The organism is Nonomuraea sp. NPDC049624, from assembly GCF_040675255.1.
GTDB lineage: Bacteria > Actinomycetota > Actinomycetes > Streptosporangiales > Streptosporangiaceae > Nonomuraea.
On the sequence record NZ_JBFAOR010000002.1, the window covers coordinates 978313 to 999717 of the forward strand.

General features: G+C 72.0%; 21 protein-coding genes and 1 pseudogene. 9 read left to right on the forward strand and 13 right to left on the reverse strand.

Going from position 1 to position 21405, the window contains the following annotated elements; genetic code table 11:
* Positions 1 to 43: 43 nt before the first annotated feature.
* Complete coding sequence (locus tag AB0J76_RS10785) at positions 44 to 625, forward strand: GNAT family N-acetyltransferase (protein WP_352325509.1); 582 nt, start codon at positions 44 to 46, stop codon at positions 623 to 625.
* A 62-nt stretch (positions 626 to 687) separates the two neighbouring features.
* Here AB0J76_RS10785 and AB0J76_RS10790 read toward each other — a convergent pair whose 3' ends face one another.
* Positions 688 to 1518 carry a hypothetical protein gene (locus AB0J76_RS10790; protein WP_352325510.1) on the reverse strand — a complete coding sequence of 277 codons (831 nt, stop codon included), beginning with the start codon at positions 1516 to 1518 and terminating at the stop codon, positions 688 to 690.
* A complete protein-coding gene (locus AB0J76_RS10795; protein WP_352325511.1) occupies positions 1515 to 2021 on the reverse strand; it encodes a SigE family RNA polymerase sigma factor in 507 nt (168 codons plus the stop codon). The genes AB0J76_RS10790 and AB0J76_RS10795 overlap by 4 nt, the downstream gene beginning before the upstream one ends.
* 133 nt (positions 2022 to 2154) lie before the next feature.
* On the opposite strand from AB0J76_RS10795, the pseudogene AB0J76_RS10800 reads away from it, so the two are divergent.
* Positions 2155 to 2385: pseudogene (locus AB0J76_RS10800) on the forward strand (sigma-70 family RNA polymerase sigma factor); the annotation flags it as partial.
* A gap of 250 nt (positions 2386 to 2635) precedes the next feature.
* On the opposite strand, the gene AB0J76_RS10805 reads toward AB0J76_RS10800, so the two are convergent.
* The 3 genes from AB0J76_RS10805 to AB0J76_RS10815 are packed head-to-tail and all read right to left on the reverse strand — an operon-like array spanning position 2636 to position 5324.
* Positions 2636 to 3853, reverse strand: coding sequence for an NADP-dependent isocitrate dehydrogenase (locus AB0J76_RS10805; RefSeq protein WP_364389291.1), 1218 nt, complete (start codon positions 3851 to 3853; stop codon positions 2636 to 2638).
* Between the two features lie 53 nt (positions 3854 to 3906).
* Complete coding sequence (locus AB0J76_RS10810; protein ID WP_352328566.1) at positions 3907 to 4206, reverse strand: DUF3017 domain-containing protein; 300 nt, start codon at positions 4204 to 4206, stop codon at positions 3907 to 3909.
* Entirely contained in the window at positions 4203 to 5324 is a 1122-nt protein-coding gene (locus tag AB0J76_RS10815; RefSeq protein WP_352328565.1) for a citrate/2-methylcitrate synthase, read from the reverse strand. Before AB0J76_RS10815 ends, AB0J76_RS10810 begins: the two co-directional genes overlap by 4 nt.
* A 181-nt stretch (positions 5325 to 5505) precedes the next feature.
* Between AB0J76_RS10815 and AB0J76_RS10820 the strand changes: the two genes are divergently transcribed.
* Complete coding sequence (locus AB0J76_RS10820) at positions 5506 to 6156, forward strand: FHA domain-containing protein (RefSeq protein ID WP_352328563.1); 651 nt, start codon at positions 5506 to 5508, stop codon at positions 6154 to 6156.
* Positions 6157 to 6389: 233 nt separating this feature from the next.
* On the opposite strand, the gene AB0J76_RS10825 is transcribed toward AB0J76_RS10820, so the two are convergent.
* Positions 6390 to 7919 (reverse strand): family 10 glycosylhydrolase, encoded by a 1530-nt coding sequence (locus AB0J76_RS10825; protein ID WP_352328561.1) that lies wholly within the window; start codon positions 7917 to 7919, stop codon positions 6390 to 6392.
* A gap of 88 nt (positions 7920 to 8007) precedes the next feature.
* Here AB0J76_RS10825 and AB0J76_RS10830 point away from each other — a divergent pair, with 88 nt between their 5' ends.
* Together AB0J76_RS10830 and AB0J76_RS10835 are read left to right on the forward strand one after the other, a co-directional pair.
* On the forward strand, positions 8008 to 9438 hold the full coding sequence (locus AB0J76_RS10830) for a glycoside hydrolase family 3 protein (RefSeq protein ID WP_352328559.1): 1431 nt from the start codon (positions 8008 to 8010) through the stop codon (positions 9436 to 9438).
* Positions 9423 to 10295 carry a MurR/RpiR family transcriptional regulator gene (locus AB0J76_RS10835; protein WP_352328557.1) on the forward strand — a complete coding sequence of 291 codons (873 nt, stop codon included), beginning with the start codon at positions 9423 to 9425 and terminating at the stop codon, positions 10293 to 10295. The genes AB0J76_RS10830 and AB0J76_RS10835 overlap by 16 nt, the downstream gene beginning before the upstream one ends.
* Before the next feature lie 14 nt (positions 10296 to 10309).
* Here AB0J76_RS10835 and AB0J76_RS10840 read toward each other — a convergent pair whose 3' ends face one another.
* On the reverse strand, positions 10310 to 11080 hold the full coding sequence (locus AB0J76_RS10840; protein ID WP_352328555.1) for an IclR family transcriptional regulator C-terminal domain-containing protein: 771 nt from the start codon (positions 11078 to 11080) through the stop codon (positions 10310 to 10312).
* Between the two features lie 100 nt (positions 11081 to 11180).
* On the opposite strand from AB0J76_RS10840, the gene AB0J76_RS10845 reads away from it, so the two are divergent.
* Entirely contained in the window at positions 11181 to 11456 is a 276-nt protein-coding gene (locus tag AB0J76_RS10845; RefSeq protein ID WP_364389295.1) for a hypothetical protein, read from the forward strand.
* A gap of 237 nt (positions 11457 to 11693) precedes the next feature.
* Positions 11694 to 13277, forward strand: coding sequence for a thiamine pyrophosphate-dependent enzyme (locus AB0J76_RS10850; RefSeq protein WP_352329180.1), 1584 nt, complete (start codon positions 11694 to 11696; stop codon positions 13275 to 13277).
* 4 nt (positions 13278 to 13281) lie between these two features.
* On the opposite strand, the gene AB0J76_RS10855 is transcribed toward AB0J76_RS10850, so the two are convergent.
* A complete protein-coding gene (locus AB0J76_RS10855) occupies positions 13282 to 14433 on the reverse strand; it encodes a C45 family peptidase (protein WP_352329178.1) in 1152 nt (383 codons plus the stop codon).
* Between the two features lie 76 nt (positions 14434 to 14509).
* Entirely contained in the window at positions 14510 to 15355 is an 846-nt protein-coding gene (locus AB0J76_RS10860; protein ID WP_352329176.1) for a bifunctional methylenetetrahydrofolate dehydrogenase/methenyltetrahydrofolate cyclohydrolase, read from the reverse strand.
* A 271-nt stretch (positions 15356 to 15626) separates the two neighbouring features.
* Here AB0J76_RS10860 and AB0J76_RS10865 point away from each other — a divergent pair, with 271 nt between their 5' ends.
* Positions 15627 to 16526, forward strand: a complete 900-nt coding sequence (locus tag AB0J76_RS10865) for an ROK family protein (RefSeq protein WP_352329174.1) — start codon at positions 15627 to 15629, stop codon at positions 16524 to 16526.
* Positions 16527 to 16580: 54 nt separating this feature from the next.
* Here AB0J76_RS10865 and AB0J76_RS10870 read toward each other — a convergent pair whose 3' ends face one another.
* Positions 16581 to 17066 (reverse strand): MarR family transcriptional regulator, encoded by a 486-nt coding sequence (locus tag AB0J76_RS10870; RefSeq protein ID WP_352329172.1) that lies wholly within the window; start codon positions 17064 to 17066, stop codon positions 16581 to 16583.
* 347 nt (positions 17067 to 17413) lie between these two features.
* On the opposite strand from AB0J76_RS10870, the gene AB0J76_RS10875 reads away from it, so the two are divergent.
* Positions 17414 to 18910: an FAD-dependent oxidoreductase gene (locus AB0J76_RS10875; RefSeq protein WP_364389298.1), complete on the forward strand. Its 1497-nt coding sequence runs from the start codon at positions 17414 to 17416 to the stop codon at positions 18908 to 18910.
* Between the two features lie 8 nt (positions 18911 to 18918).
* On the opposite strand, the gene AB0J76_RS10880 is transcribed toward AB0J76_RS10875, so the two are convergent.
* From AB0J76_RS10880 to purN, 3 genes are all read right to left on the reverse strand, one after another.
* The gene (locus AB0J76_RS10880) at positions 18919 to 19095 is read right to left on the reverse strand and encodes a hypothetical protein (protein ID WP_352323910.1); all 177 of its coding nucleotides are present in this window, start codon (positions 19093 to 19095) and stop codon (positions 18919 to 18921) included.
* Positions 19096 to 19223: 128 nt separating this feature from the next.
* Positions 19224 to 20768, reverse strand: a complete 1545-nt coding sequence (gene purH, locus AB0J76_RS10885) for a bifunctional phosphoribosylaminoimidazolecarboxamide formyltransferase/IMP cyclohydrolase (RefSeq protein WP_352323909.1) — start codon at positions 20766 to 20768, stop codon at positions 19224 to 19226.
* Positions 20765 to 21394 (reverse strand): phosphoribosylglycinamide formyltransferase, encoded by a 630-nt coding sequence (gene purN / locus AB0J76_RS10890; protein WP_352323907.1) that lies wholly within the window; start codon positions 21392 to 21394, stop codon positions 20765 to 20767. The genes purH and purN overlap by 4 nt, the downstream gene beginning before the upstream one ends.
* Positions 21395 to 21405 lie beyond the last annotated feature (11 nt).

Below are 21405 nucleotides of genomic sequence, written 5' to 3' on the forward strand. Positions count from 1 at the left end.
AGTACGAGCTCCACCACCTCGCCCCGCGCATAAGATGTTCCCGGTGATCGACTCCACGCACCTGCCGCCGGTCGAGCTGCGTACCGAGCGCCTCCTGCTGCGGCCCTGGCGCCCCTCCGACCGCGAGCCCTTCGCGGAGCTCAACGCCGATCCCGAGGTCATGGAACACTTCCCCGCCACGCTCAGCCGCGAGCAGAGCGACGCGCTCGCCGACACCAGCGACGAGCTGATCGCCCGGCAGGGCTGGGGACGCTGGGCGCTGGAGCGGCTGGACACCGGCGAGTTCATCGGCTTCACCGGCCTGCACCAGCCGTCGTTCGAGGCCCCCTTCATGCCGGCGACGGAGATCGCCTGGCGGCTCAACCGCAGGTCGTGGGGGCACGGCTACGCGAGCGAGGCGGCCACCGCGGCGCTCGGCTTCGCCTTCGACCGGCTCGGCCTGGCGGAGGTGGTCTCCTTCACGGCCACGGTCAATACCCGCTCCAGCGCCGTCATGCGCCGCCTCGGGATGGTCCACGACCCCGGCGGGGACTTCGACCACCCCGTCCTGCCGCCCGGCCACCGGCTGCGCCGCCACGTGTTGTACCGCCTCACCGCGGAGGACTGGCGGCGGACGAGGCACTGACCAGCGGCCCGCCCCGGCGTCCCGTCCCCCACCCAGGCCCAGCGACTCGCCCCGGCGTCCCGTCAGCCGTCCCGGCCCAGCAGGCGGAAGGGCACGTTCTTCTCCTGCCCCAGGACCTCGGCCCGCGCGCCGTACGCAGTGACCGTGGCCGGTGGCGCCTTCAGGGTGGTGACCCGCCTGGCGGACGCGCCGGGGATCGATCCCGTCAGCACCCGGGCGATGAAGAAGCCGCCGGCCACGCGCGCCTCGGCACGCCGGCCGTCCGCCCAGCCGACCTCGACCCGGCGCACGTCCGCCTTGACCCGGCCGGCCACGACGCGGTAGACGTCCTCCTTCCCGGCCCGCTCCGGCTGGGCGTGCAGGGTGTAGGCGTCCACCTGAAGGGCGGCCGGGAAGCCGGTCAGGTCTCCCGGAGCCTCGAACCCCCAGTACGTGAAGATCGCCGGTTCCGTCTCCGTGCACAGGACGAAGCCCTTCCTGCTGCCGACCAGGGCGGTGGACCCGCCCTGGTCCCGGTACTCCACCAGCAGCCGGAAGTCCTCGGCCGTGCCGTGCTCGGGCAGGCGCCGGGTGCCGTTCACGCCGCTGCGAGGCCCTCCGCCGGGCATGCACGCCCGGACGGCCCGCGCCTGCTCAGGGCTGTTGTACGGCAGGCGGTCCACCTCCGCCCCGGTGACCTGACCGGCGCCTCGGGGCGTCGCGACGATCGACGGGGCGACCACCGAGGCGATCACAGAGGCCGCCGCGACGAGCCCGGCGGCCGACCACGACGCTCGCCGTCGTCGCCGGGCGGCGATCCGGGCCTGTCCGGCCCAGGCGAGCGCGTCCACGGGCCTGGCCTCGTCGGCCATCAGGCGCAGCTCCGCCGCGATCCGGCTCTCGTCGGTGTTCATTTCAGGCCCTCCAGGGTGACGGTATCGCTGATCAGCTCGCGCAGCCGGACGATGGCTTGGTGCGTCTGGCTGCGCACGGTCCCCACCGAGCAGCCCATGATCGCGGCGACCTCCGACTCCGGCAGGTCCTCGTAGTAACGCAGCACCAGGACCGCCCTCTTGCGCGCCGGCAGGACCCGCAGCGCCTTGGCGAGGGTGAGGCGCGTCTCGACCTCGTCCGTCCGGTCGTCCGCCGCCCGCTCGGGAGGCTCCAGGACCAGCCGTTCGCGGGACCAGCGCGGACTTCGCCAGCGGCCGACCTGCTCGTGGTACATGACCTTGCGCACGTACGCCTCGGGACTGTCGCGGATCCGCCGCCAGTGCCCGGCGGTCCTGGCCAGCGCCGTCTGGAGCAGGTCCTCGGCGGCGTGCTGGTCGCCGGTCAGGAGGTAGGCGAGCCTGATCAGCCGGTCGGAGCGCGCGACGACGAACTCGGTGAAGTCTCGCTGCGGGTCGGGATGCAAAGGATCTCCTCGGATGTCTCACCTCCCTAGATGCGGACGATCCCGCGGATCTATGGCGCGTTCCCCGTCAGGAAATGCCGCGAAAATTCCGGACATGGACGTAGATGAACGATGATCCAGCTAAGGAGACCGGATGAGAGCCGATCCCGGCACCCGGTTCGTGGAAGTCTACGAATCCACTTATGAACCCATACTCGGGTACGTCCTGCGCCGCTGCCCGCACCCGGAGGACGCCGCCGACGTCGTGGCCGAGACGTTCACCACGGCCTGGCGGCGGATAGAGGAGCTGCCCGAGGGCGACGAGGCCAGGCTGTGGCTGTACGGGGTGGCGCGCCGCGTGCTCGCCAACCACCGGCGCGGCGAACTTCTACGCCTCAGTACTCCTGGACGCCGGCGAGAACATCAAGGCCCTCAGCGAGTACCTCGGGCACCACGATCCGGGTTTCACCCTGCGGACCTACACCCACCTCATGCCGAGCAGCCAGGACCGGACACGGAACGCCGTGGCCGCCGTGTACGCGTCCGGCCCGAAGCTGTGACGGACCCAGAGACGGCCCAGGGCCGTGAAACGGCCTCTACCTAGCAGCATCGCCGCAGGTAGAGGCCGCTTTTTCTCAAGCAGACATCTTCTTCTTGAGGTTCTCGTCCAGGGCGGCCAGGAAGTCCTGGGTGGTGAGCCACTTGGCGTCGCCGCCGACCAGCAGGGCGAGGTCCTTGGTCATCTGACCGCCCTCGACGGTCTCGATGCAGACCTGCTCCAGCTTGTCGGCGAACTCCGTCACGGCGGGGGTGTTGTCCAGCTTGCCGCGGTGGGCCAGGCCACGCGTCCACGCGAAGATCGAGGCGATCGGGTTCGTGGAGGTGGGGTTGCCCTTCTGGTGCTCGCGGTAGTGGCGGGTCACGGTGCCGTGGGCGGCCTCGGCCTCGACGGTCCGACCGTCGGGGGTCATGAGGACGGAGGTCATCAGGCCGAGCGAGCCGAAGCCCTGCGCGACGGTGTCGGACTGCACGTCGCCGTCGTAGTTCTTGGCGGCCCAGACGTAGCCGCCCTCCCACTTGAGCGCCGCGGCGACCATGTCGTCGATGAGGCGGTGCTCGTAGGTGAGCCCGGCCTTCTCGAAGTCGGCCTTGAACTCGGTCTCGAAGACCTCGGCGAAGATGTCCTTGAAGCGGCCGTCGTACGCCTTGAGGATGGTGTTCTTCGTCGACAGGTAGACCGGGTAGTTGCGGGCCAGGCCGTAGCGCATGGAGGCGCGGGCGAAGTCGCGGATCGACTCGTCGAGGTTGTACATCGCCATGGCGACGCCGCCGCCCGGGAAGTCGTACACGTCGAGCTCGATCGGCTCGGAGCCGTCCTTCGGCGTGTACGTGAGGGTCAGGGTGCCCTCGCCGGGGATGACCAGGTCGGTGGCGCGGTACTGGTCGCCGAAGGCGTGACGGCCGACGACGATCGGCTTGGTCCAGCCGGGCACGAGCCGCGGCACGTTCGACATGATGATCGGCTCACGGAAGATCACGCCGCCGAGGATGTTGCGGATGGTCCCGTTCGGGGACTTCCACATCTTCTTGAGCCCGAACTCCTCGACCCGCGCCTCGTCGGGGGTGATGGTGGCGCACTTCACACCGACGCCGTACTTCTTGATGGCGTTGGCGGCGTCGATGGTGACCTGGTCGTCCGTCGAGTCCCGGTACTCGATCCCCAGGTCGTAGTACTTCAGGTCGACGTCGAGGTAGGGAAGGATCAGCTGGTCCTTGATGAACTGCCAGATGATCCGGGTCATCTCGTCGCCGTCGAGCTCGACGACCGGACCCTCCACCTTGATCTTGGGCATGCGAATGGTTCCCCTTCAATGAATGGATGCGTTGAGGCTATCGGACCGTCCCGTCAACCGGCCAAAAGGGACAGGAGCCAGGCCTTGAACGCGTTGTTGTACAGCGCGAGCGAGGTCAGGGCCATGAGGAAGCCGAACGCGATCAGCGTGATGACGTCCGTCTTCTTGTCGCGGACGGCCAGTTGCCCGTCGAACCCGGCGAACCGGAGCGCGGCGGCGACCATCAGCACGCCGCCCAGCGCGAACCCGCCCCAGCGCGGGTCCACCAACAGGATCACGAGCACGGCGGCGACCGCTCCCGCCACGATCAGCGGGAACGGTCCCCAGCGTTCACGTTCGTTCTCTCGGCTCAACGCTCTTCTATTGGCTTCCACTTCTGATCGCGCTCGCCAATGTATTCACTGTCGGGCCGGATCAGCCTGTTGTCGGCATGCTGCTCGATCACGTGCGCGGTCCAGCCGGACATGCGGCTGATCGAGAAGACGGGGGTGAACAGGTCCGTCGGAATGCCAAGGTAGTGGTAGACCGACGCCGCGTAGAAATCGACGTTCGGATAGAGGCCCTTCGTCTCGAAGACGACCTCTTCCATCTCCTTCGACATCCGGTAGTAGGTGTCGTCGCCGGCGGCCTCGGCCAGCTCGGCGGACATGCGGCGCAGGTGCGTCGCGCGCGGGTCCTCGGTCTTGTAGACGCGGTGGCCGAAGCCCATGATCTTCTCGCCCGCGGCGAGCTTGTCGCGCACGGCCTGGGCCACCCCGCCCGGCGGGATCGACTCCAGGGTCTTCATGACCTGCTCGTTCGCGCCGCCGTGCAGCGGGCCCTTGAGCGTGCCGATGGCCGCGACGATGGCCGAGTGCATGTCCGACAGGGTCGCGGCGCAGACGCGGGCGGCGAACGTCGAGGCGTTCATCGTGTGGTCGGCGTGCAGCACCAGGCACTCGTCGAAGATTTCGACCGCACGCCGCTCGGGGGCGCGTCCGGTGACCTGGAGCAGGAAGTTGCCGGCGATGCTGAGCTCGGGGTCGGCCTCGGGGACCGCGCCGCCGGTGCGCGCGGCGTGGTAGCGGGCGACCAGCACGGGCTGCTGCGCGGTCAGGCGGGCCGCCTTGCGCAGGTTCGCGTCGGGGGCGGTGGAGTCCTTGTCGGGGTCGTCGGCGCCGGACAGTGAGACGAGGGAGCGGAGCGCCTCCATGGGTTTCTGCTTCTCGGCGATCTCCGCCACGTTCGCGGCGACCAGCGCGCCCAGCTCCCTGCCCTGGGCCAGGTCGGCGCCGTACGTCTCCAGCTGGGCCCGGTCGGGCAGCCTGCCGTGCTGCAGCAGGTACGCGGTCTCCTCGAACGTCGCACGGCCGGCCAGGTCGTGGATGTCGTATCCACGGTAGAAGAGGCGACCGGCCTTGCCGTCGATGTCGCTCAGCGCTGTGGACGCGGCGACGACATCGGCCAGGCCTTTCGTGGGCTTGTCCGCCATGAGTGTTTCCTCCGCTTATCTTCCTCCGAAGTCTACCCGTGAGCAGGTAAAACCGTCCGCAGAGGTCCAGACCAATTTCACAGGGGATTCTCCTTTCGGCAAAGGAGATTCCGCATCCCCTCGGTTGGGTAAGCCGGAGCTGTAGTAATAGTTACGGCGGGCTACCTGGGGAGGAACTGCCGTGGAGGGGCCGTTCATACGCATCGAGGACACCGGCGACGTGGTCCCGTTGCGCCCCGAGATCACGACGGTCGGGAGAGGCCGGGGTGTGGACATCCGGCTCACCGACCCCAGTGTGTCTCGACTCCATGCCGAGTTCGTCAGACGAGGACCCTACCTGTACGTCGTTGACCTGGGCCTGTCCCGCAACGGCACACGGGTGAACGGCAGGCCGATCGCCCGGAGGGTCCTTGACGACGGAGACGTCGTCTCGTTCGGCGCGGCGCGGGGTCGCATCGGTGGAGTCCCCCGTGAGGACTTCACCCCCGAGGTCGAGCTGCGCAGGGCGGCGGCGCCCGAGCTGACCAGGCGCGAGGTCGATGTGCTGACCTCGCTCTGCAGGCCGGCGCTGTCCGACGAGGCGTTCGTCGCTCCGGCGACGGCGCGCGAGATCGCCGACGACCTGGTCGTGACCGAAGCCGCGGTCAAGCAGCACCTGCTGCGGCTGTACCAGAAGTTCAGGATTCCTGAGGGCACCAACCGCCGCACGCGCCTCGCCAACGAGGTCGTCGCGCTCGGGCTGGTGCGCCCGACCCCTGTGGTGCCACCACAGCGGTCGGCGGGCGCCACGGCTGAGCAGCAGCCGTCGGCGGCCGGTAGGAGGGCTTCCTAGAGGGAGCCAGATCGCGACCGGGGCTTCGGCGAGGGGTTCCGGCAGCGTCGGACCCATCGAGAGATCACCGCGTTCATCTTTGCTGGGCGCGGAACGGGCGACGGCGGGCGACCGCGGGCCGACAGGCCGGTGGCGCGCGCCGTGCTCGACGCCGGTCAGGGAACGTGCCGGCGACGCGCGCTGGTGAGCCATGCGCTCGTCGCCGGAGGTCAGCGTTCCTTCACCGGTGTCGTTCAGATCACCCGGAAACCGTGGCTGGGCTTGCTGGTCCTGTTGGCCCGGTCGACGGCGACCGCGTAGTAGTGGTCGCCGCGCTTGCCGTCGGGGTCCGTCCAGCGGATCTGGCGGTCGGCGGGCACGACGGCGACCAGGTTGCGCGCGTCGGCGAAGGCGTTCTGGCCGGCCTCGTCCGGGAAGCGGAAGATGGCGAACTGGAACGGCTCGTCCCGGCCGGTGGCGACCACGCGCACCTCGACGCCGCCGGTGCGGCGCAGTGCGTACGCCACCACCGGGCGGCGCGGCGGCTCGCCGTTCGCCAGGCGGGGCAGCACGGGCGCGAGCGCGGGCCGCTGGTAGTGGTCGTTGACGGCGGTCGTGATGGAGGCCAGCCGGTCCACCTTGACGTCGTTGGCGTTGTACCAGATGTCGCCGCTGATCTGGGGGTGGGCGCGGTTGAGCGTCAGGTGCCTGGACAGCTCGTCCGGCTTCTGCCACTCGGCGGCCTGGGCCGGGTCGCCCGCCTTGTAGGCCGCCTGCCCGATCCACAGCAGCGTGTTCGTGCCCGCGGCCACGTCCGACCACCACGGGACGAGCTTGGAGTAGTCGGCCGGCGGCTGCCCGATGTACCAGTAGAGCTGCGGCGCGATGTAGTCCAGCCAGCCCTTCTTGACCCAGCCGCGGGTGTCGGCGTGCAGGTTGTCGTAGGACTGGCCGCCGTTGGTCTCGGAGCCGAGCGGGTCGGTGCCCTTGTTGCGCCAGATGCCCGACGGGCTGATGCCCCAGGCGATCTCCGGCTTGGCCTGCAGGACGCGCTGCTGCATCTCGCTGACCATGAGGTCGACGTTGTTGCGCCGCCAGGAGGCCAGGTCGGGGAAGCCGGCGCCGTACTTGGCGAACGCGGCGCTGTCGTCGAAAGCAGTGGTGTTGGTCGGGTAGAAGTAGTCGTCGAAGTGCAGGCCGTCGATGTCGTAGCGGGTGATCGCGTCCATCATCGCGTCCTGGCAGAACTTGCGGACCTCGGGCATGCCCGGGTTGTAGTAGAGCTTGCCGCCGAACGGCAGGATCCAGTCGGGGTTCTTGCGGCCGGGGTGATCGGGGTGCAGCTTGCTCGGGTCGGTCTGCATCGACACGCGGTAGGGGTTGAACCAGGCGTGGAAGGCCAGGCCGCGCTTGTGGGTCTCCTCCACGGCGAACCCGAGCGGGTCGTAGCCGGGGTCCTGGCCCTGGGTGCCGGTCAGGTACTGCGACCACGGCTCGTACGGCGACGGCCAGAACGCGTCGGCGGTGGGCCTGATCTGCACGAACACGGAGTTGAGCTTGCGCTGCACGGCCACGTCGAGCCAGGCCAGGTATTCGGCCTTCTGCTCGTCGGCGCTCAGCCCCGGCTTCGAGGGCCAGTTGATGTTGACCACGGAAGCGATCCACATGCCGCGCATCTGACGCAGCGGGGGGACGTAGTCTGCCTGGGCGAAGGCCGGCAGCGGCACGGCGGACGCGGCGGCGGCGAGAGCGAGACCCTTCAGGAGAGTCCTTCTGCTGGGCATGGGGGGTGGCCTCTCGACAATGGTTGTGTCGAGGGCGACGATGACAGAAAATTACCTTCAGATCAACAACTGTGAAGGAAAATGCCGCATGAGCGCAGAGCTGGTCCGACTTGCGATGACGGTGCTCCAGCCGGGGTTCGAAGGGACGTCGCCTCCCGACTGGCTGCGCCGCGCGCTGGGCGAGGGCCTGGGCGGCGTCATCCTGTTCGCCCGCAACTCCATCGGCGAGCAGCTCGTCCGTTCCGTGCGCGCCGAGAACCCCGGCGCGATCGTCGCGATCGACGAGGAGGGCGGCGCGGTCACCCGGCTCGAAGTGCTCGCCGGCAGCTCCTTCCCCGGCAACCGGGCGCTGGGCGTGGCCGACGACGTCGTGCTGACCGAGCGGGTCGGCCGGCAGATCGGCAGGATGCTCGCCGAACTCGACATCTCGCTCGACTACGCCCCCTCCGCCGACGTGAACGCCAACCCGGAGAACCCGGTCATCGGCGTGCGCTCGTTCGGGCCCGATCCCGAGCTGGTCGCCCGGCACACCGTCGCGTACGTGGCCGGGGTGCAGGGCGCGGGCGTGGCCGCCTGCGCCAAGCACTTCCCGGGGCACGGCGACACGACCACCGACTCCCACCTGGCGCTGCCCACCGTGCACGCCTCGCGGGCGGTGCTCGACGAGCGCGACCTGCCGCCGTTCCGGGCCGCCATCGCGCACGGGGTGCGCTCGATCATGTCCGGCCACCTGCTCGTGCCCGCGCTCGACCCGTCGATGCCGGCCACCCTCAGCCACAGCGCCCTGACCGACCTGCTCAGGGGCGAGCTCGGCTTCGACGGCGTGGTGGTCACCGACGCGATCGAGATGCAGGCCGTGGCCGCCATGTTCGGCCCCGGCGAGATCGCGGTGCGCGCGCTGGCCGCCGGCGCCGACGCCATCTGCGCCGGCCGGGCCGACGAGCGCAGCCTGCACGAGATGCGCGACGCCGTCGTCGAGGCGGTGCGCACGGGCCGGCTGGCGGAGGAGCGGCTGGCCGAGGCGGCCGGCCGGGTGCTCGCCCTGTCCACCTGGTACGCCGAGCGGTCCGAGCTGCGCGAGAAGGCCCGCGCCGACATCGACGAGGGCGTCGGACTGGAGGCCGCCAGGGCCGCGCTGACCACCACGGGCACCGCCGTGCTCGACCGGGGGCCGCTGGTCGTGGAGGTCAACACCCGGCTCAACCAGGCGGTCGATCCCGCCACGCCGACCGGCATCGCGGCGGCGCTGGCCGCCCGGCTGCCGAACACCGCCAGGGTGCGCCTCGACCGCGACGGCGAGCTGCCCGCCTTCGACGACCGTCCCGTGGTGCTCGTGGTGCACGACGCGGCCCGGCACCCGTGGGTGCGCGAGGCGCTGGCGCGGGCGCTGGCCGTCCGGCCCGACGCGATCGTGGTGGACACCGGCATCAGCGACGCGCCCGTCGGGGCCGCCCACCTCGCCACGCACGGCATCTCCCGCGTCTCCGCGCAGGCCGCGGCCGAATGGCTGACCCGTTGAACACCGAGCCCGCGAACCCGGTCGCCACCGTGCGGGCGGTGCTGCCGTCGCTGACCCCGGCGGCGCAGGCCATCGGGCGCATCATCCTGGACGACCCGGGGCTGGTCGTGCGGAGCACGATCACCGAGTTCAGCGCGGTGTCGGGCACCAGCGAGGCCACGATCGTGCGCACCGCGCGGGCGCTCGGCTTCGCCGGTTACTCGCAGATGCGCTTCGCGCTGGCCGCCGCCGTCGCCAAGCAGCCCGAACGCCTGGTGCCCGGCGACCTGGCCCCCGACGACCCGCTGACCGACGTGATCGCCAAGGTGGCGCGGGCGGAGTCCGACGCGCTGGCGGACACCGCGGCGCAGCTCGACCCCGACCAGCTCGGCGAGGTCGTGCAGGCCATCGCGGTGGCCCGGCGGGTGGACGTCTACGGCGTGGCGGCCTCGGGGCTGGTGGCCGCCGACATGTCGCAGAAGCTGCTGCGCATCGGCCTGTCCAGCCATCCGTTCAGCGACGCCCACCTGGCCCTGACCAGCGCGGCGCTGCTGCGGGACGGCGACGTCGCGGTGGCCATCAGCTGCAGCGGCGAGACGCCCGACGTGCTGGTCCCGGCCCGTACGGCGGCCGAGGCGGGGGCGCTGATCGTGGCCATCACCAACAACCCGCGCTCGTCGCTGGCCGACCTGGCCAGCCACACGCTGGTGTCGGCCGGCCGGGAGACCGCCTTCCGGCCCGGCGCGCTGGCCAGCCGGATCAGCCAGCTGCTGATCGTCGACTGCATCTTCGTCGGCCTGGCGCAGCGCACCTACGACCGGGCCGAGGCGGCGATCAGGGCCACCCGCGACGCGACCGACCGCTACCGCAACCGGTGACGGCGGAGACGGCGTCAGGCGCGGGTCACCGAGACCTTCGCCAGGTCGGCCTCGATGCGCGCCGCCGTGGCCAGGAGCTCCGGCAGCAGCCCCGTCCTGACCTGGTGCAGGCTGGTACGGCCGGCGTGCGTGGAGACGTTCACGGCGGCGACCGTCCGTCCGGCGTGGTCGCGTACGGGCGCGGCGAAGGACCGCAGGCCCTCCTCCAGCTCCTGGTCCGCCATCGCCCAGCCGCGCAGGCGCACCTGCTCCAGCTCGGCCCGCAGCGCGTCGGGCAGCACGACGGTCCTGGAGGTCAGCCCGCGTAACGCGGCCCGTCCCAGGTAGTCGTCCAGGTCGCCGGGCGGCAGGGCGGACGGCAGCACCCGGCCCATCGACGTGCAGTAGGCCGGGAAGCGGGTGCCGATGCTGATCGACACGCTCATGATCCGGGCGGTGGCGACGCGGGCGACGTACACGACGTCCTCGCCGTCGAGGACCGCGACCGAGGCCGACTCGTGCACCTCGGCGGCCAGGCGTTCCGGGTGGGGGCCGGCGACCTCGGGCAGCGACAGGCCGGACAGGTAGGCGTACCCCAGCTCCAGGACGCGCGGGGTGAGCGCGAACAGCCGGCCGTCGTTGCGCACGTAGCCGAGGTCGGCGAGCGTGAGGAGGAAGCGCCTGGCGGCGGCGCGGCTGAGGCCGGTCGCCCGCGCCACCTGGCTGAGCGTCAGCTCGGGCGCCGCGGCGCTGAACGCGCGGATCACCGCCAGCCCTCTGGCCAGCGACTGCACATGATCGACCATGGTGATCCGTTGACAGGAGCCGGCAAGGGCGTAGTTTCCGCCATATGGAGCTGTTCGGAGAGAGAATTCCTGTGCGCATGGCGAACACCTAGGAGCAGCCGTGCGTCGCGCTCTCATCATCCTCGCCGCCCTGCTCCTGGCCGCCTGCGGCGGCCCGCCGGGCACCACGGCGGGAGGCGGGGACCGGGTCAACGCCGGAGTGATCGCGATCGTCGACACCGCGCCCATCCACCTCGGCAGGGCCAAGGGCTTCTTCGCCGAGCAGGGCATCGACCTGACGATCATCCCCGTGCAGGGCGGCGCGGCCGGCATCTCGGGGACGTTCGGCGGCTGCCGGTCAGCGGGGGCGAGGTGCGCGTGGCCGGCGAGCCGGTGACCGGGCCGCCGCCGCGCATGGCCGTGGTCTTCCAGGAGGCGGAGTTGGTGACCGGGTCGCCGGCGGCGGGCGGGCTGGCCGACGTGGCCGAGGCCCATCCGTGGCAGCTCTCGGGCGGCATGCGGCAGCGCGTGGCGATCGCACGGGCCGTGGCCAGCTCACCACCCGGTCGCTGCCGCGTTTCGGCGAGCTGCGCGGGCAGGTCTACCGGCGGATCAAGCAGGCGAGAGGGGCACGATGAGCACGGTGCGGGCGGCGGCGTTCGAGGTGCTGCGGCGGTACGGCCTGACGACGATCTTCGGCAACCCCGGCTCGACCGAGGTGTCGCTGCTGACCGGCCTGCCGGACGACCTCCGCTTCGTGCTCGCGCTGCACGAGGGCTCGGTCGTCGGCATGGCCACCGGCTGGGCCGTCGGGCACGCCGAGCCCGCGCTGGCCGTGCTGCACACCACGGCCGGGCTGGGCAACGCGGTGGGCGCCCTCGCCACGGCCAGGGTGAACCGGGCGCCCCTGGTCGTCCTGGTCGGGCAGCAGGACCGGCGGCACCTGGCGCTGGAGCCGTTCCTCGCCGGACGGCTGGCCGGGCTGGCCGGCGACTACCCGGTGTGGACCGACCAGCCGGTGCGGGCGCAGGACGTGCCGGGCGCGCTGGCCAGGGCCTTTCACGAGGCGGTCACGCACCGGGGCCCCGCGCTGGTCGTGGTGCCGATGGACGACTGGGACGCGCCCTCCGCCGGCGAGACCCCCGCCGCCCCGGCCCGGGTGCTGCGGCCCGCCGCCGTGCCCGACGCCGGCCTGGCGCCGCTGGTCGAGCTGCTGGCCGGGGCGCGGTCCCCGGTGATCGTGGCGGGGGCGGGGGCGTCCTGGGGGCCGCTGGTGGAGCTGGCCGAGCGGCTGGCGTGCCCGGTGTTCCAGGAGTCGTTCGGGGCGCTGGCGGGGTTCCCGCAGGACCATCCGCAGTACGCGGGGGTGCTGCCGGCCGACCGGGGGCGGCTGCGGGCCGTGCTCGCGCCGTACGACGTCGTGCTGGCCGTGGGCGCGCCGGTGTTCCGGCAGTACCCGTACGCGCCGGGGCCGCTGGTCGAGCCGGGGACGGCGGTCGCCGTGGTCACCGACGACCCGGCCGAGGCGCACCGGAGCCCGGCCGCCCTGGCCGTCCTGGCCCCGCCCGGGGTCGTCTGCGAGCGGCTGGCGGCGCTGCTGCCGGCCCGTCCCGCCGCTCCGGCGGCCGTTCCGCCGGCTCCCGCTCCCGAGGTGCCCGGCGGGGAGCCGTTGCGGCCCGCGTACGTGCTGCGCGAGCTGGCCCGGCGGCTGCCGCGCGACGTCGTGCTGCTGGAGGAGACCCCGTCGTCCCGTCCTGACCTGCACCGGCTGGTCCCGGCACGGAACCCGCTGGGCTTCGTCTCGGCTGCCATGGGCGGGCTCGGGTTCGCCGTGCCGGCCGCGGTCGGCCTGCGCATGGCGCTGCCCGGACGCCCGGTGGTCGCGGTCGTGGGCGACGGCTCGGCGCTGTACGGCGTGCACGCCCTGTGGAGCGCCGCCCACTACCGGGTGGGCGCGCTGTTCGTCGTGCTCGCCAACGGCCGCTACGCCGTCATGGACCGGCTGGCCGACCAGCACGGCGGCAAGGCCCCCTGGCCGCCGTTCCCGGAGGTGGACCTGGCGGCGCTGGCCAGGTCGCTCGGCTGCCCCGCCCGGCGGGTGGACGGCCCCGCCGAGCTGGGGGCCGTGCTCGACGAGGTGATCCCGTCGCTGGCCGCCCGCGAGGAGCCCCTGCTGCTCGACGTCACCGTGGCCGTGGACCAGGACTTCCGGCCGTGAGCCGTCACCAGGCCGGGGGGCGGCGACCGTCGTCGGCCGCGGGGTCGAAGCAGAGCTCGGGGGTGGCGTCCGGCTTGAAGACCTCGTCGAGGGCCCACCGCTCGTACGGGCGGGCGCACGGCGGCGCGCCGGCGATGGCCAGCTCGCGGGCGTCGAGGTCCATGACGACGGAGTAGACCGTGTGGCACTCCTCGGCCGGGCCGGCGTCGGGGTCGAGGTGGCGGCAGACGCCGTCGGGGAAGGAGTAGTGGTCGCGCAGGGCGGCGACGACGTGTTCGAGGCCGACCGCGCGCTCGGCGGCGGTGTCCTCCAGCAGGTGGCGCACGCGTTCTGGGCGCAGCAGGGTCAGGCCGGACCTGGCCGCCTTCATGTCCTCCACCGGCAGCTCGGCCTCGAAGTGGTTGGCGTGGGTGAGCAGGCCGTCGCGCGGCAGCAGCGCGCCGAACGCGCCCGGAGCCACCTCCAGGTCGATGGCCTCGCCTCCGGCGTCGGCGATGAGCAGGTTGCCCGAGGAGACGCGCGGCACGTCGAGCACCTTGCGGTGGGCCCGGCTCATGCGGTCGGACTGCAGCACCCCGCGCAGCAGGAAGTGGTACGGGACCCCCGCCCCCGCCTGGTCGCGGTCGGACTGCAGGCGGTTGGCGCACACCCCGAGCCCCGCCGAGTTGAGCCCCGACTTGGCGAGCATGCCCGCCTCGGCCAGCGTGAGCACCGCGAACCCCTCGGTGTCGCGGGTGGCCAGCAGGAAGGTGACCGCGCCCTGCTCGGGATGCCAGTCCCAGTTCTGGGCGAGCAGGGTGTGGCCGTCGCGGGTGTACTTGGGCAGGACGGCCAGCGCGGTGCAGCCGTCGTCGTGGTAGCCGGTGCCGTCGAGCAGCTCGGTACGGGCGTTGAGCGCCGCGATGTGCTCGACCGGCTGCCCCGCGCCCGCCGCCAGCCCCTCCAGCATGGCGGCGATGCTCGGGTCGTACGCCCTGGCCACGTCGAGGAAGGTCTGGCCCCAGCGCAGCACGTCGGCCGAGGAGAGGCCGGACTTGTCGCGGAAACGCCGCAGGTAGGTCTCGACGCTCCGCGCGACCAGGTCGGCGGTGCGGTGGCCGACCTCGGCCCCCATCTCCTCGTAGGTGCCCTCGACAGCGATGAGCGGGGTGTCCATGAATCGGCCTTCCGTGATGGGGGTAGGGCTGGCTCTTCTTCCCATTCCCCCCATCAGGGCTGTATCCCCCGATCACTCAGGAACGCTCGGCCGCCTCCACGACGTTGGACAGCAGCAGCGCGCGGGTCATCGGCCCGACCCCGCCCGGGTTGGGGGTGAGGAAACCGGCGACCTCCTCGACGTCGGGCGCCACGTCACCGGCGATCTTGCCGTGGACCCGTGAGACGCCCACGTCGAGGACCGCCGCGCCGGGCTTGACCATGTCACGCGTGATGAGCTCGGGCACGCCGGCCGCGGCCACGACGATGTCGGCCCGGCGCACGTGGGCGGCCAGATCCTGGGTGCCGGTGTGGCAGAGGGTCACCGTGGCGTTCTCGCTGCGGCGGGTCAGCAGCAGGCCGAGCGAGCGGCCGACGGTGATGCCCCGGCCCACCACGACGACGTCGGCGCCCTTGATCGGCACGTCGTACTCCTGGAGCAGCAGCACGATGCCGTGGGGCGTGCAGGGCAGGGGCGCGTCGACCATGTGGACGAGGCGGCCGAGGTTGACCGGGTGGAGGCCGTCGGCGTCCTTGGCCGGGTCCATGCGCTCCAGCAGCGCCATCGTGTCGATCTGCTTGGGCAGCGGGAGCTGGACGATGTAGCCGGTGCAGGCCGGGGAGGCGTTGAGCTCGTCGACGGCCGCCTCGACGTCCTTCTGGGTGGCGGTGGCCGGGAGGTCGACGCGGATGGAGGCGATGCCGACCTCGGCGCAGTCGCGGTGCTTGCCCGCGACGTAGATCTGGCTGCCCGGGTCGTCGCCCACCAGGACGGTGCCCAGGCCGGGCGTGATGCCGCGGTCCTTGAGCGCGGCCACCCGGGTCGCGAGGTCTGCCTTGATCCTGGCGGCTGTCGCCTTGCCGTCGAGTTTCACTGCGCTCATGCCGTCAATCCTTCCATGACTGGTCGGCTTCCCGTCACCGGCCGCGCGTCCGTCCACAGTTTTTCCACAGATGGGAGGCAGGCGGCGTCCGTTGTCCACAGGCCAACGATGACATCGTTGTCATCGATCAAGGAAGGGCATATCGTGTCGGGCGCCGACACCATGCCCGTGTCGGGCGCCGACACCATGCTCTCCGGAGGTTCCCCTTGCGCGCCCGCTCCCCCCTGTCACGCCTCGGCGGCCTCCGCCGGCCCGGCCACCGCGTACCCGGATGACCTGCGTACTCGCCGTCGACATCGGCGGCACCAAGCTCGCCGCCGCGCTGGTCGACGAGGCCGGCTCCCTGCTGCGCTCGGCCACGCGGCCCACGCCGCCCGCCGACGTCATGTCCGCGCTGGCGGCCCTGGTCGCGGAGGTGACCGGCGGGGGCCCGCCGCCGCAGGCCGTCGGCGTCGGCTGCGCCGGCCCGCTCGACCTCACCACGGGCACGGTGAGCCCGGTGAACATGCCGAGCTGGCGCGGCTTCCCGCTGCGCGACGAGCTGCGGCGGCTGACCGGCCTGCCCGTGGTGCTGGCCGGCGACGCCCAGTGCATGGCGCTCGGCGAACACTGGCTGGGGGCCGGGCAGGGCAGCACGTCGCTGCTCGGCGTCGTCGTGTCCACCGGCATCGGCGGCGGCCTGGTGATCGGCGGCGCGCCGCTGCTCGGCCCGGCGGGCAACGCGGGGCACGTCGGCCACATGAGCGTCGATCCCGGCGGCGAGCGCTGCGAGTGCGGCGGCCGGGGCTGCGTCGAGCGCTACTCCAGCGGCCCCAACCTGGCCCGCTGGGCCCTGGAGCACGGCTGGGCGCCCGCGGGCGACCGCGACGCCAGGGCGCTGGCCGCCGACGCGTCCGCCGGGCATCCGGTGGCGCTGGCGGCCTTCGAGCGCGGCGCCCGTGCGCTGGCCGGTCTGATCGCCTCCACGGCGGCCGCGGTCGAGCTCGACACCGTGGTCATCGGCGGCGGCGTGTCGGCGGCCGGCGCGGTGTTGTTCGGCCCGCTGGAGCGGGCGCTCGACGACGTGGCGGGGCTGGCGTTCGTCCGGGCGGTCCGGGTGCGGCCGACCACGCTGGGCGTGCGCGCGGGCCTGGCGGGGGCCGCACGGCTGGCCTGGCGCCTGTCCGGCTAGCGGTCCGGGCGGCCTCGGCGGCGGCCTCCCGGACGGCCTCCGGACTTCGACGCCCTAGCCGCTCTCTTCCTTCTCGGCCGCGGACATGGCGAGCATGTCGTCCACGCACCTGCGCATCAGTTGCTCGAACTGAACGAGGTCCCGGTCGCTCCATTCGGCGAACGCGGAGTCCACGAGCCGCTGCCGGGCCTCGTCGAGCGCGTCCGTGACGCGACGGCCCGCACTGGTGATCACGGCTTCCTTGACCCGCCGGTCCGCCGGGTTCGCACGCCGCTCGACCAGGCCGAGCTCGGCGAGTTTGGCCACCTGCCGGCTGACGGTGGTGTGGTCGCGGCCTGCCCGTTCGGCGAGTTCGACCACGCCGATCGGCCCGAACCGCCGGATTCCGACGATCAGCTTGAACAACGCGCGGTCGAGATCGATGCCCGCCTCGGCCATGAGGACCTCGTCGCGTTGCGGCAGGTTCATGAGCGCGAACAGGTCGACGAGCGATTCGTGCAGGCGCCGGAACGTGATGTGCCGGCGGTGTTGGGAAGCCATGCTCGCCACCGATGCCTTACCTGCCCTTGCGGACGGACGGGGAGGTGCCAAGGATACCGGCCCCCTCCGGCAGGCCCGCGAAGACGCCTCCTTCGCACGGCGAGGATGCAGAGATGTGCTCAGAATACACATAATTTCCGGTGCCGGGACAGCGACACCTGGACCATGCGACAGCGCCATACAAGCCCAGCTCAGCTCGCCTATAACGGTGCTCGCGAAGGCTCCAAGGCACCAGGGGCGGCTTGACGGCCACTCCATCCACGGCACATACTCCGTGCTAAATACACATAATTTCGGATCGGGCGGGACCCCCTGCCCGGCCGACCGTCACCGACGGAGAGTGAACCGTGGCACGCAACGAAGACCTTGAGGTGCTCGTCTGTGGTTCCGGCGCGGCGGGATTGACCCTCGCCATCGATCTCGCCCGCAGGAACATCGCGTTCCGGTTGATCGACAAGGCCCCGCACCCGTTCGCCGGCTCGCGCGGCAAGGGCATCCAGCCGCGCACCGAGGAGGTGTTCGAGGACCTCGCCGTGATCGACCGGATCGTCGCCTCGGGGGGCGAGTATCCTCCCCTGCGCACCTACACCCCCGACGGACCGGTCGACAAGCACGCCGGGATCCCGCCGGAGCCGACGCCCGCCGAGCCGTACCAGATCCCGCTGCTCGTTCCGCAGTTCCTCACCGAGCGCAGGCTGCGGGAGCGGCTGGCCGAACTCGGCCACGCCCCGGAGTACGGCTGCGAACTCGTCGGCTTCGAGCAGGACCCCGACGGCGTGACCGCGCGGATCGCCACCCCGGGCGGGGAGCGGACCGTGCGAGCCGCCTACCTGGTCGGCGCCGACGGCGGATCGAGCTTCGTCCGCAAGGCCCTCGGCATCGAGTTCCGCGGGAAGTCCCTCGGCGTACGGGCGCTCGTGGCCGACGTGCGGGCCGACGGCGCCTCCTCGCGCGTGTGGCACCGCTGGGGCGACGAGCAGCCCGAGCGCAGCGTCTCGCTGTGCCCGCTGCACGGCACCGACCTGTTCCAGTACATGGCCCCGGTCCCCCTCGACATGGACGTCGACCTCTCGGCCGAAGGGCTCACCGCCCTGCTCCACGAGCGCGGCGGCCAGGACGGCGTCGTGATCCGGGAGGTGTCCTGGGCGTCGGTGTTCACGATGCAGGCCCGGCTGGCCGACGCCTACCGGTGTGGGCGCGTGCTCCTGGCCGGGGACGCCGCGCACTGCCATCCGCCGACCGGCGGTCAGGGCCTGAACACGAGCATCCAGGATGCCTACAACCTCGGCTGGAAGCTCGCCGCCGTGCTCGACGGCGCACCGGAGTCACTGCTGGCGACCTACGAGGAGGAGCGCCGGCCGGTCGCCGAGGCGGTCCTCGGCCTGTCCGAGAAGCTGCTGGAAGCGGCCAGGAACCGCGAGATGCGCCGGGGCCGCGAGGTGACCCAGCTCGACGTCGGCTACCCGGACTCGTCCCTGTCGCCGGCCGGCCTGGAGCCCGGCAAGGGCGTGGCGTCCGGCGACCGCGCGCCCGACGCTCCCGTCACCGGCGCGGGCGGGCTGCCCACGCGGTTGTTCAGCCTGTTCCAGGGACCGCACTGGACCCTGCTCGGCTACGAGCCCGGCGCCGCCGCGGTCCCGGCTCCGCGCAGGGGCCTGCGCGTCCACGTCGTCGGCGACGACATCCTCGACACCGGGGGCCACGTCCGGAGCGCGTACGGGCTGGCGCCCGGGCAGTGGGCGCTCATCCGGCCGGACGGATACGTCGCGGCCGTGGCCGGCACCGCCGAACTCGGCACGATCGAGACCTACCTCGACGGCGTCGGCGTCCGTCCCGTGCGGTGACGCGGCGCCTAGTCGCGCTCGGCGAAGCGGGCCTCGCGGCGCTCGATGATCCGGCGGGTGTACGGGATGAGCTCGACGACCCGGCTGCCGAGGTAGGCACCGATGAAGGCGAGGACCAGCAGGACGAACGGGCTGGTCGAGAAGCCGTTCATGGTCACGAAGGCATGCAGGGTCGCGTCGAGCATGGAAACTCCGGGGGAATCAGCACAGCAGGGCGGCAATCAGGGTAACCGGGGAGTGCCGATGCTCGCCGCCAAAACGGATAAAAGGCAACAAGTGATCTCTTGTTGCCCTTTATCCGATGAACCGGTGATCAGTGGAAGAAGTGGCGGGTGCCGGTGAAGTAGAGGGTGACGCCCGCCTGCTCACAGGCGTCGATCACCTCCTGGTCCCGGATCGAGCCGCCCGGCTCCACGATCGCCTTGACCCCGGCCTCGATCAGCACCTGCGGCCCGTCGGGGAACGGGAAGAACGCATCGGAGGCGGCGACCGAGCCGGCCGCCCGCTCCCCCGCCCGGCTCACCGCGAGGCGGCAGGAGTCGACCCGGTTGACCTGGCCCATGCCCACGCCCACCGTGGCGCCGCCGGCGGCCAGCAGGATCGCGTTCGACTTCACCGAGCGCGAGGCGCGCCAGGCGAAGGCCAGGTCGGCCAGCAGCTCGGGCGAGGCGGCCGCGCCGGTCTTGAGCTCCCACGCCGACGGGTCGTCGCCGGCGGCGTCGATCCGGTCGACCGCCTGCAGCAGCAGGCCGCCGTCGACGCGGCGGAACTCCAGCGGCTGGGACGGCCCCTCCGGGCAGCGCAGCAGGCGCAGGCTCTTCTTGGCCCGCAACACCTCCAGCGCCTCCGCGCTGAAGCCGGGGGCCACGACGACCTCGGTGAACACGTCGGCGATCTGCCGGGCCAGCTCGACGGTGACCTCGCGGTTGACCGCGATCACGCCGCCGTAGGCCGAGACGGGGTCGCAGGCGTGGGCCTTGCGGTGTGCCTCGGCCACGTCGGCGCCGACGGCGATGCCGCACGGGTTCTGGTGCTTGATGACGGCCACGCAGGGCTCGGCGAAGTCCCAGGCCGCCCGCCAGGCCGCGTCGGAGTCGAGGTAGTTGTTGTAGGACATCTCCTTGCCGTGCAGCTGCTCGGCGTTGGCCAGGCCGCCGGAGCCGGCGGTGTAGAGGGCGGCGCGCTGGTGCGGGTTCTCGCCGTAGCGCAGGGTCGCCTTGCGCTCGTACGCGACGCCGGTGAACTCGGGGAACTCCTCCTCCCCGCCCGCGTACGGCCCGGCGAACCAGTTGGCCACGGCGACGTCGTAGGCGGCGGTGTGGGCGTAGGCGACACCGGCCAGGCGGCGGCGCTCGTGCAGCGTGAACCCGCCCTCCTCCAGCGCGGTGAGCACGTCGCCGTAGGCGGCGGGGTCGACCACGACCGCGCAGGTGGCGTGGTTCTTGGCGGCGCCCCTGATCATCGCGGGCCCGCCGATGTCGATCTGCTCGACGCACTCCTCGTCGGAGGCGCCGGAGGCCACCGTCTGCTGGAACGGGTAGAGGTTGACCACCACGAGCTGGAACGGGTCGATCTCCAGCTCGTCGAGCTGGGCCACGTGGCTGGGCTTGGTGAGGTCGGCCAGCAGGCCGGCGTGCACGCGCGGGTGCAGCGTCTTGACCCGGCCGTCGAGGCACTCGGGGAAGCCGGTGAGCTGCTCCACCTTGGTCACCGGGATCCCGTGGGACGCGATCGCGGCGGCCGTGCCGCCTGTCGACACGATCTCCACGCCGGCGCCGTCGAGTGCCCTGGCCAGCTCTTCGAGCCCGGACTTGTCGTAGACAGCGATCAGCGCGCGCCGGATGGCGATGCGAGTCACGTGCTTTCCCCTCCTGATTGGTTGCCGATGCGGACGGTGCGTCCGCTGACCGTCCAGCCCTCGCGGGCCATCCGGCCGACGATGTCGACGAGCAGGCGGCGCTCGACGGTCTTGATGCGCTCGTGCAGGACCGGCTCGTCGTCGTCCGGCAGCACGGGCACCGCCTCCTGGGCGACGATCGGCCCCGTGTCGATCCCCGCGTCGGCCAGCATCACGGTGCAGCCGGTCACCTTCACCCCGTGGGCCAGCGCGTCGCGCACGCCGTGGGCGCCGGGGAAGGACGGCAGCAGCGCCGGATGGGTGTTGAGCACGGGGAACGCGTCGAGCGTGGGCGCACCCAAAATCTTCATGAAGCCCGCCGACACCACCAGGTCGGGCTCGTACGATGCGATCCTGTCGGCGAGGGCGGCATCCCAGTCCGCCCGAGTCGCATGATCGCTCAGTTTTTCAACAAATGTCGGGACGTTTGCCCTGGTGGCCCTGGCCAGGCCCTCTATGCCGTCCCGATCCGCGCCCACCGCCACCACGCGCGCACCGTACGACGGGTCGGCGGAAGCGTCCAGCAGGGCCTGTAGGTTGGTTCCAGAGCCGGAGACGAGGACGACGAGCCGCCCAGCCTTTGACACGCACACTCCAA

Bases quoted from the DNA above. Each gene is read 5' to 3' on its own strand.
- AB0J76_RS10805 (WP_364389291.1), bottom strand. From the start codon at position 3,853: ATGCCCAAGATCAAGGTGGAGGGTCCGGTCGTCGAGCTCGACGGCGAC.
- AB0J76_RS10830 (WP_352328559.1), top strand. From the start codon at position 8,008: ATGAGCGCAGAGCTGGTCCGACTTGCGATGACGGTGCTCCAGCCGGGG.
- AB0J76_RS10815 (WP_352328565.1), bottom strand. From the start codon at position 5,324: ATGGCGGACAAGCCCACGAAAGGCCTGGCCGATGTCGTCGCCGCGTCC.
- AB0J76_RS10870 (WP_352329172.1), bottom strand. From the start codon at position 17,066: ATGGCTTCCCAACACCGCCGGCACATCACGTTCCGGCGCCTGCACGAA.
- AB0J76_RS10825 (WP_352328561.1), bottom strand. From the start codon at position 7,919: ATGCCCAGCAGAAGGACTCTCCTGAAGGGTCTCGCTCTCGCCGCCGCC.
- AB0J76_RS10835 (WP_352328557.1), top strand. From the start codon at position 9,423: ATGGCTGACCCGTTGAACACCGAGCCCGCGAACCCGGTCGCCACCGTG.
- AB0J76_RS10880 (WP_352323910.1), bottom strand. From the start codon at position 19,095: ATGCTCGACGCGACCCTGCATGCCTTCGTGACCATGAACGGCTTCTCG.
- AB0J76_RS10790 (WP_352325510.1), bottom strand. From the start codon at position 1,518: ATGAACACCGACGAGAGCCGGATCGCGGCGGAGCTGCGCCTGATGGCC.
- AB0J76_RS10840 (WP_352328555.1), bottom strand. From the start codon at position 11,080: ATGGTCGATCATGTGCAGTCGCTGGCCAGAGGGCTGGCGGTGATCCGC.
- AB0J76_RS10855 (WP_352329178.1), bottom strand. From the start codon at position 14,433: ATGGACACCCCGCTCATCGCTGTCGAGGGCACCTACGAGGAGATGGGG.
- AB0J76_RS10860 (WP_352329176.1), bottom strand. From the start codon at position 15,355: ATGAGCGCAGTGAAACTCGACGGCAAGGCGACAGCCGCCAGGATCAAG.
- AB0J76_RS10865 (WP_352329174.1), top strand. From the start codon at position 15,627: ATGACCTGCGTACTCGCCGTCGACATCGGCGGCACCAAGCTCGCCGCC.
- AB0J76_RS10850 (WP_352329180.1), top strand. From the start codon at position 11,694: ATGAGCACGGTGCGGGCGGCGGCGTTCGAGGTGCTGCGGCGGTACGGC.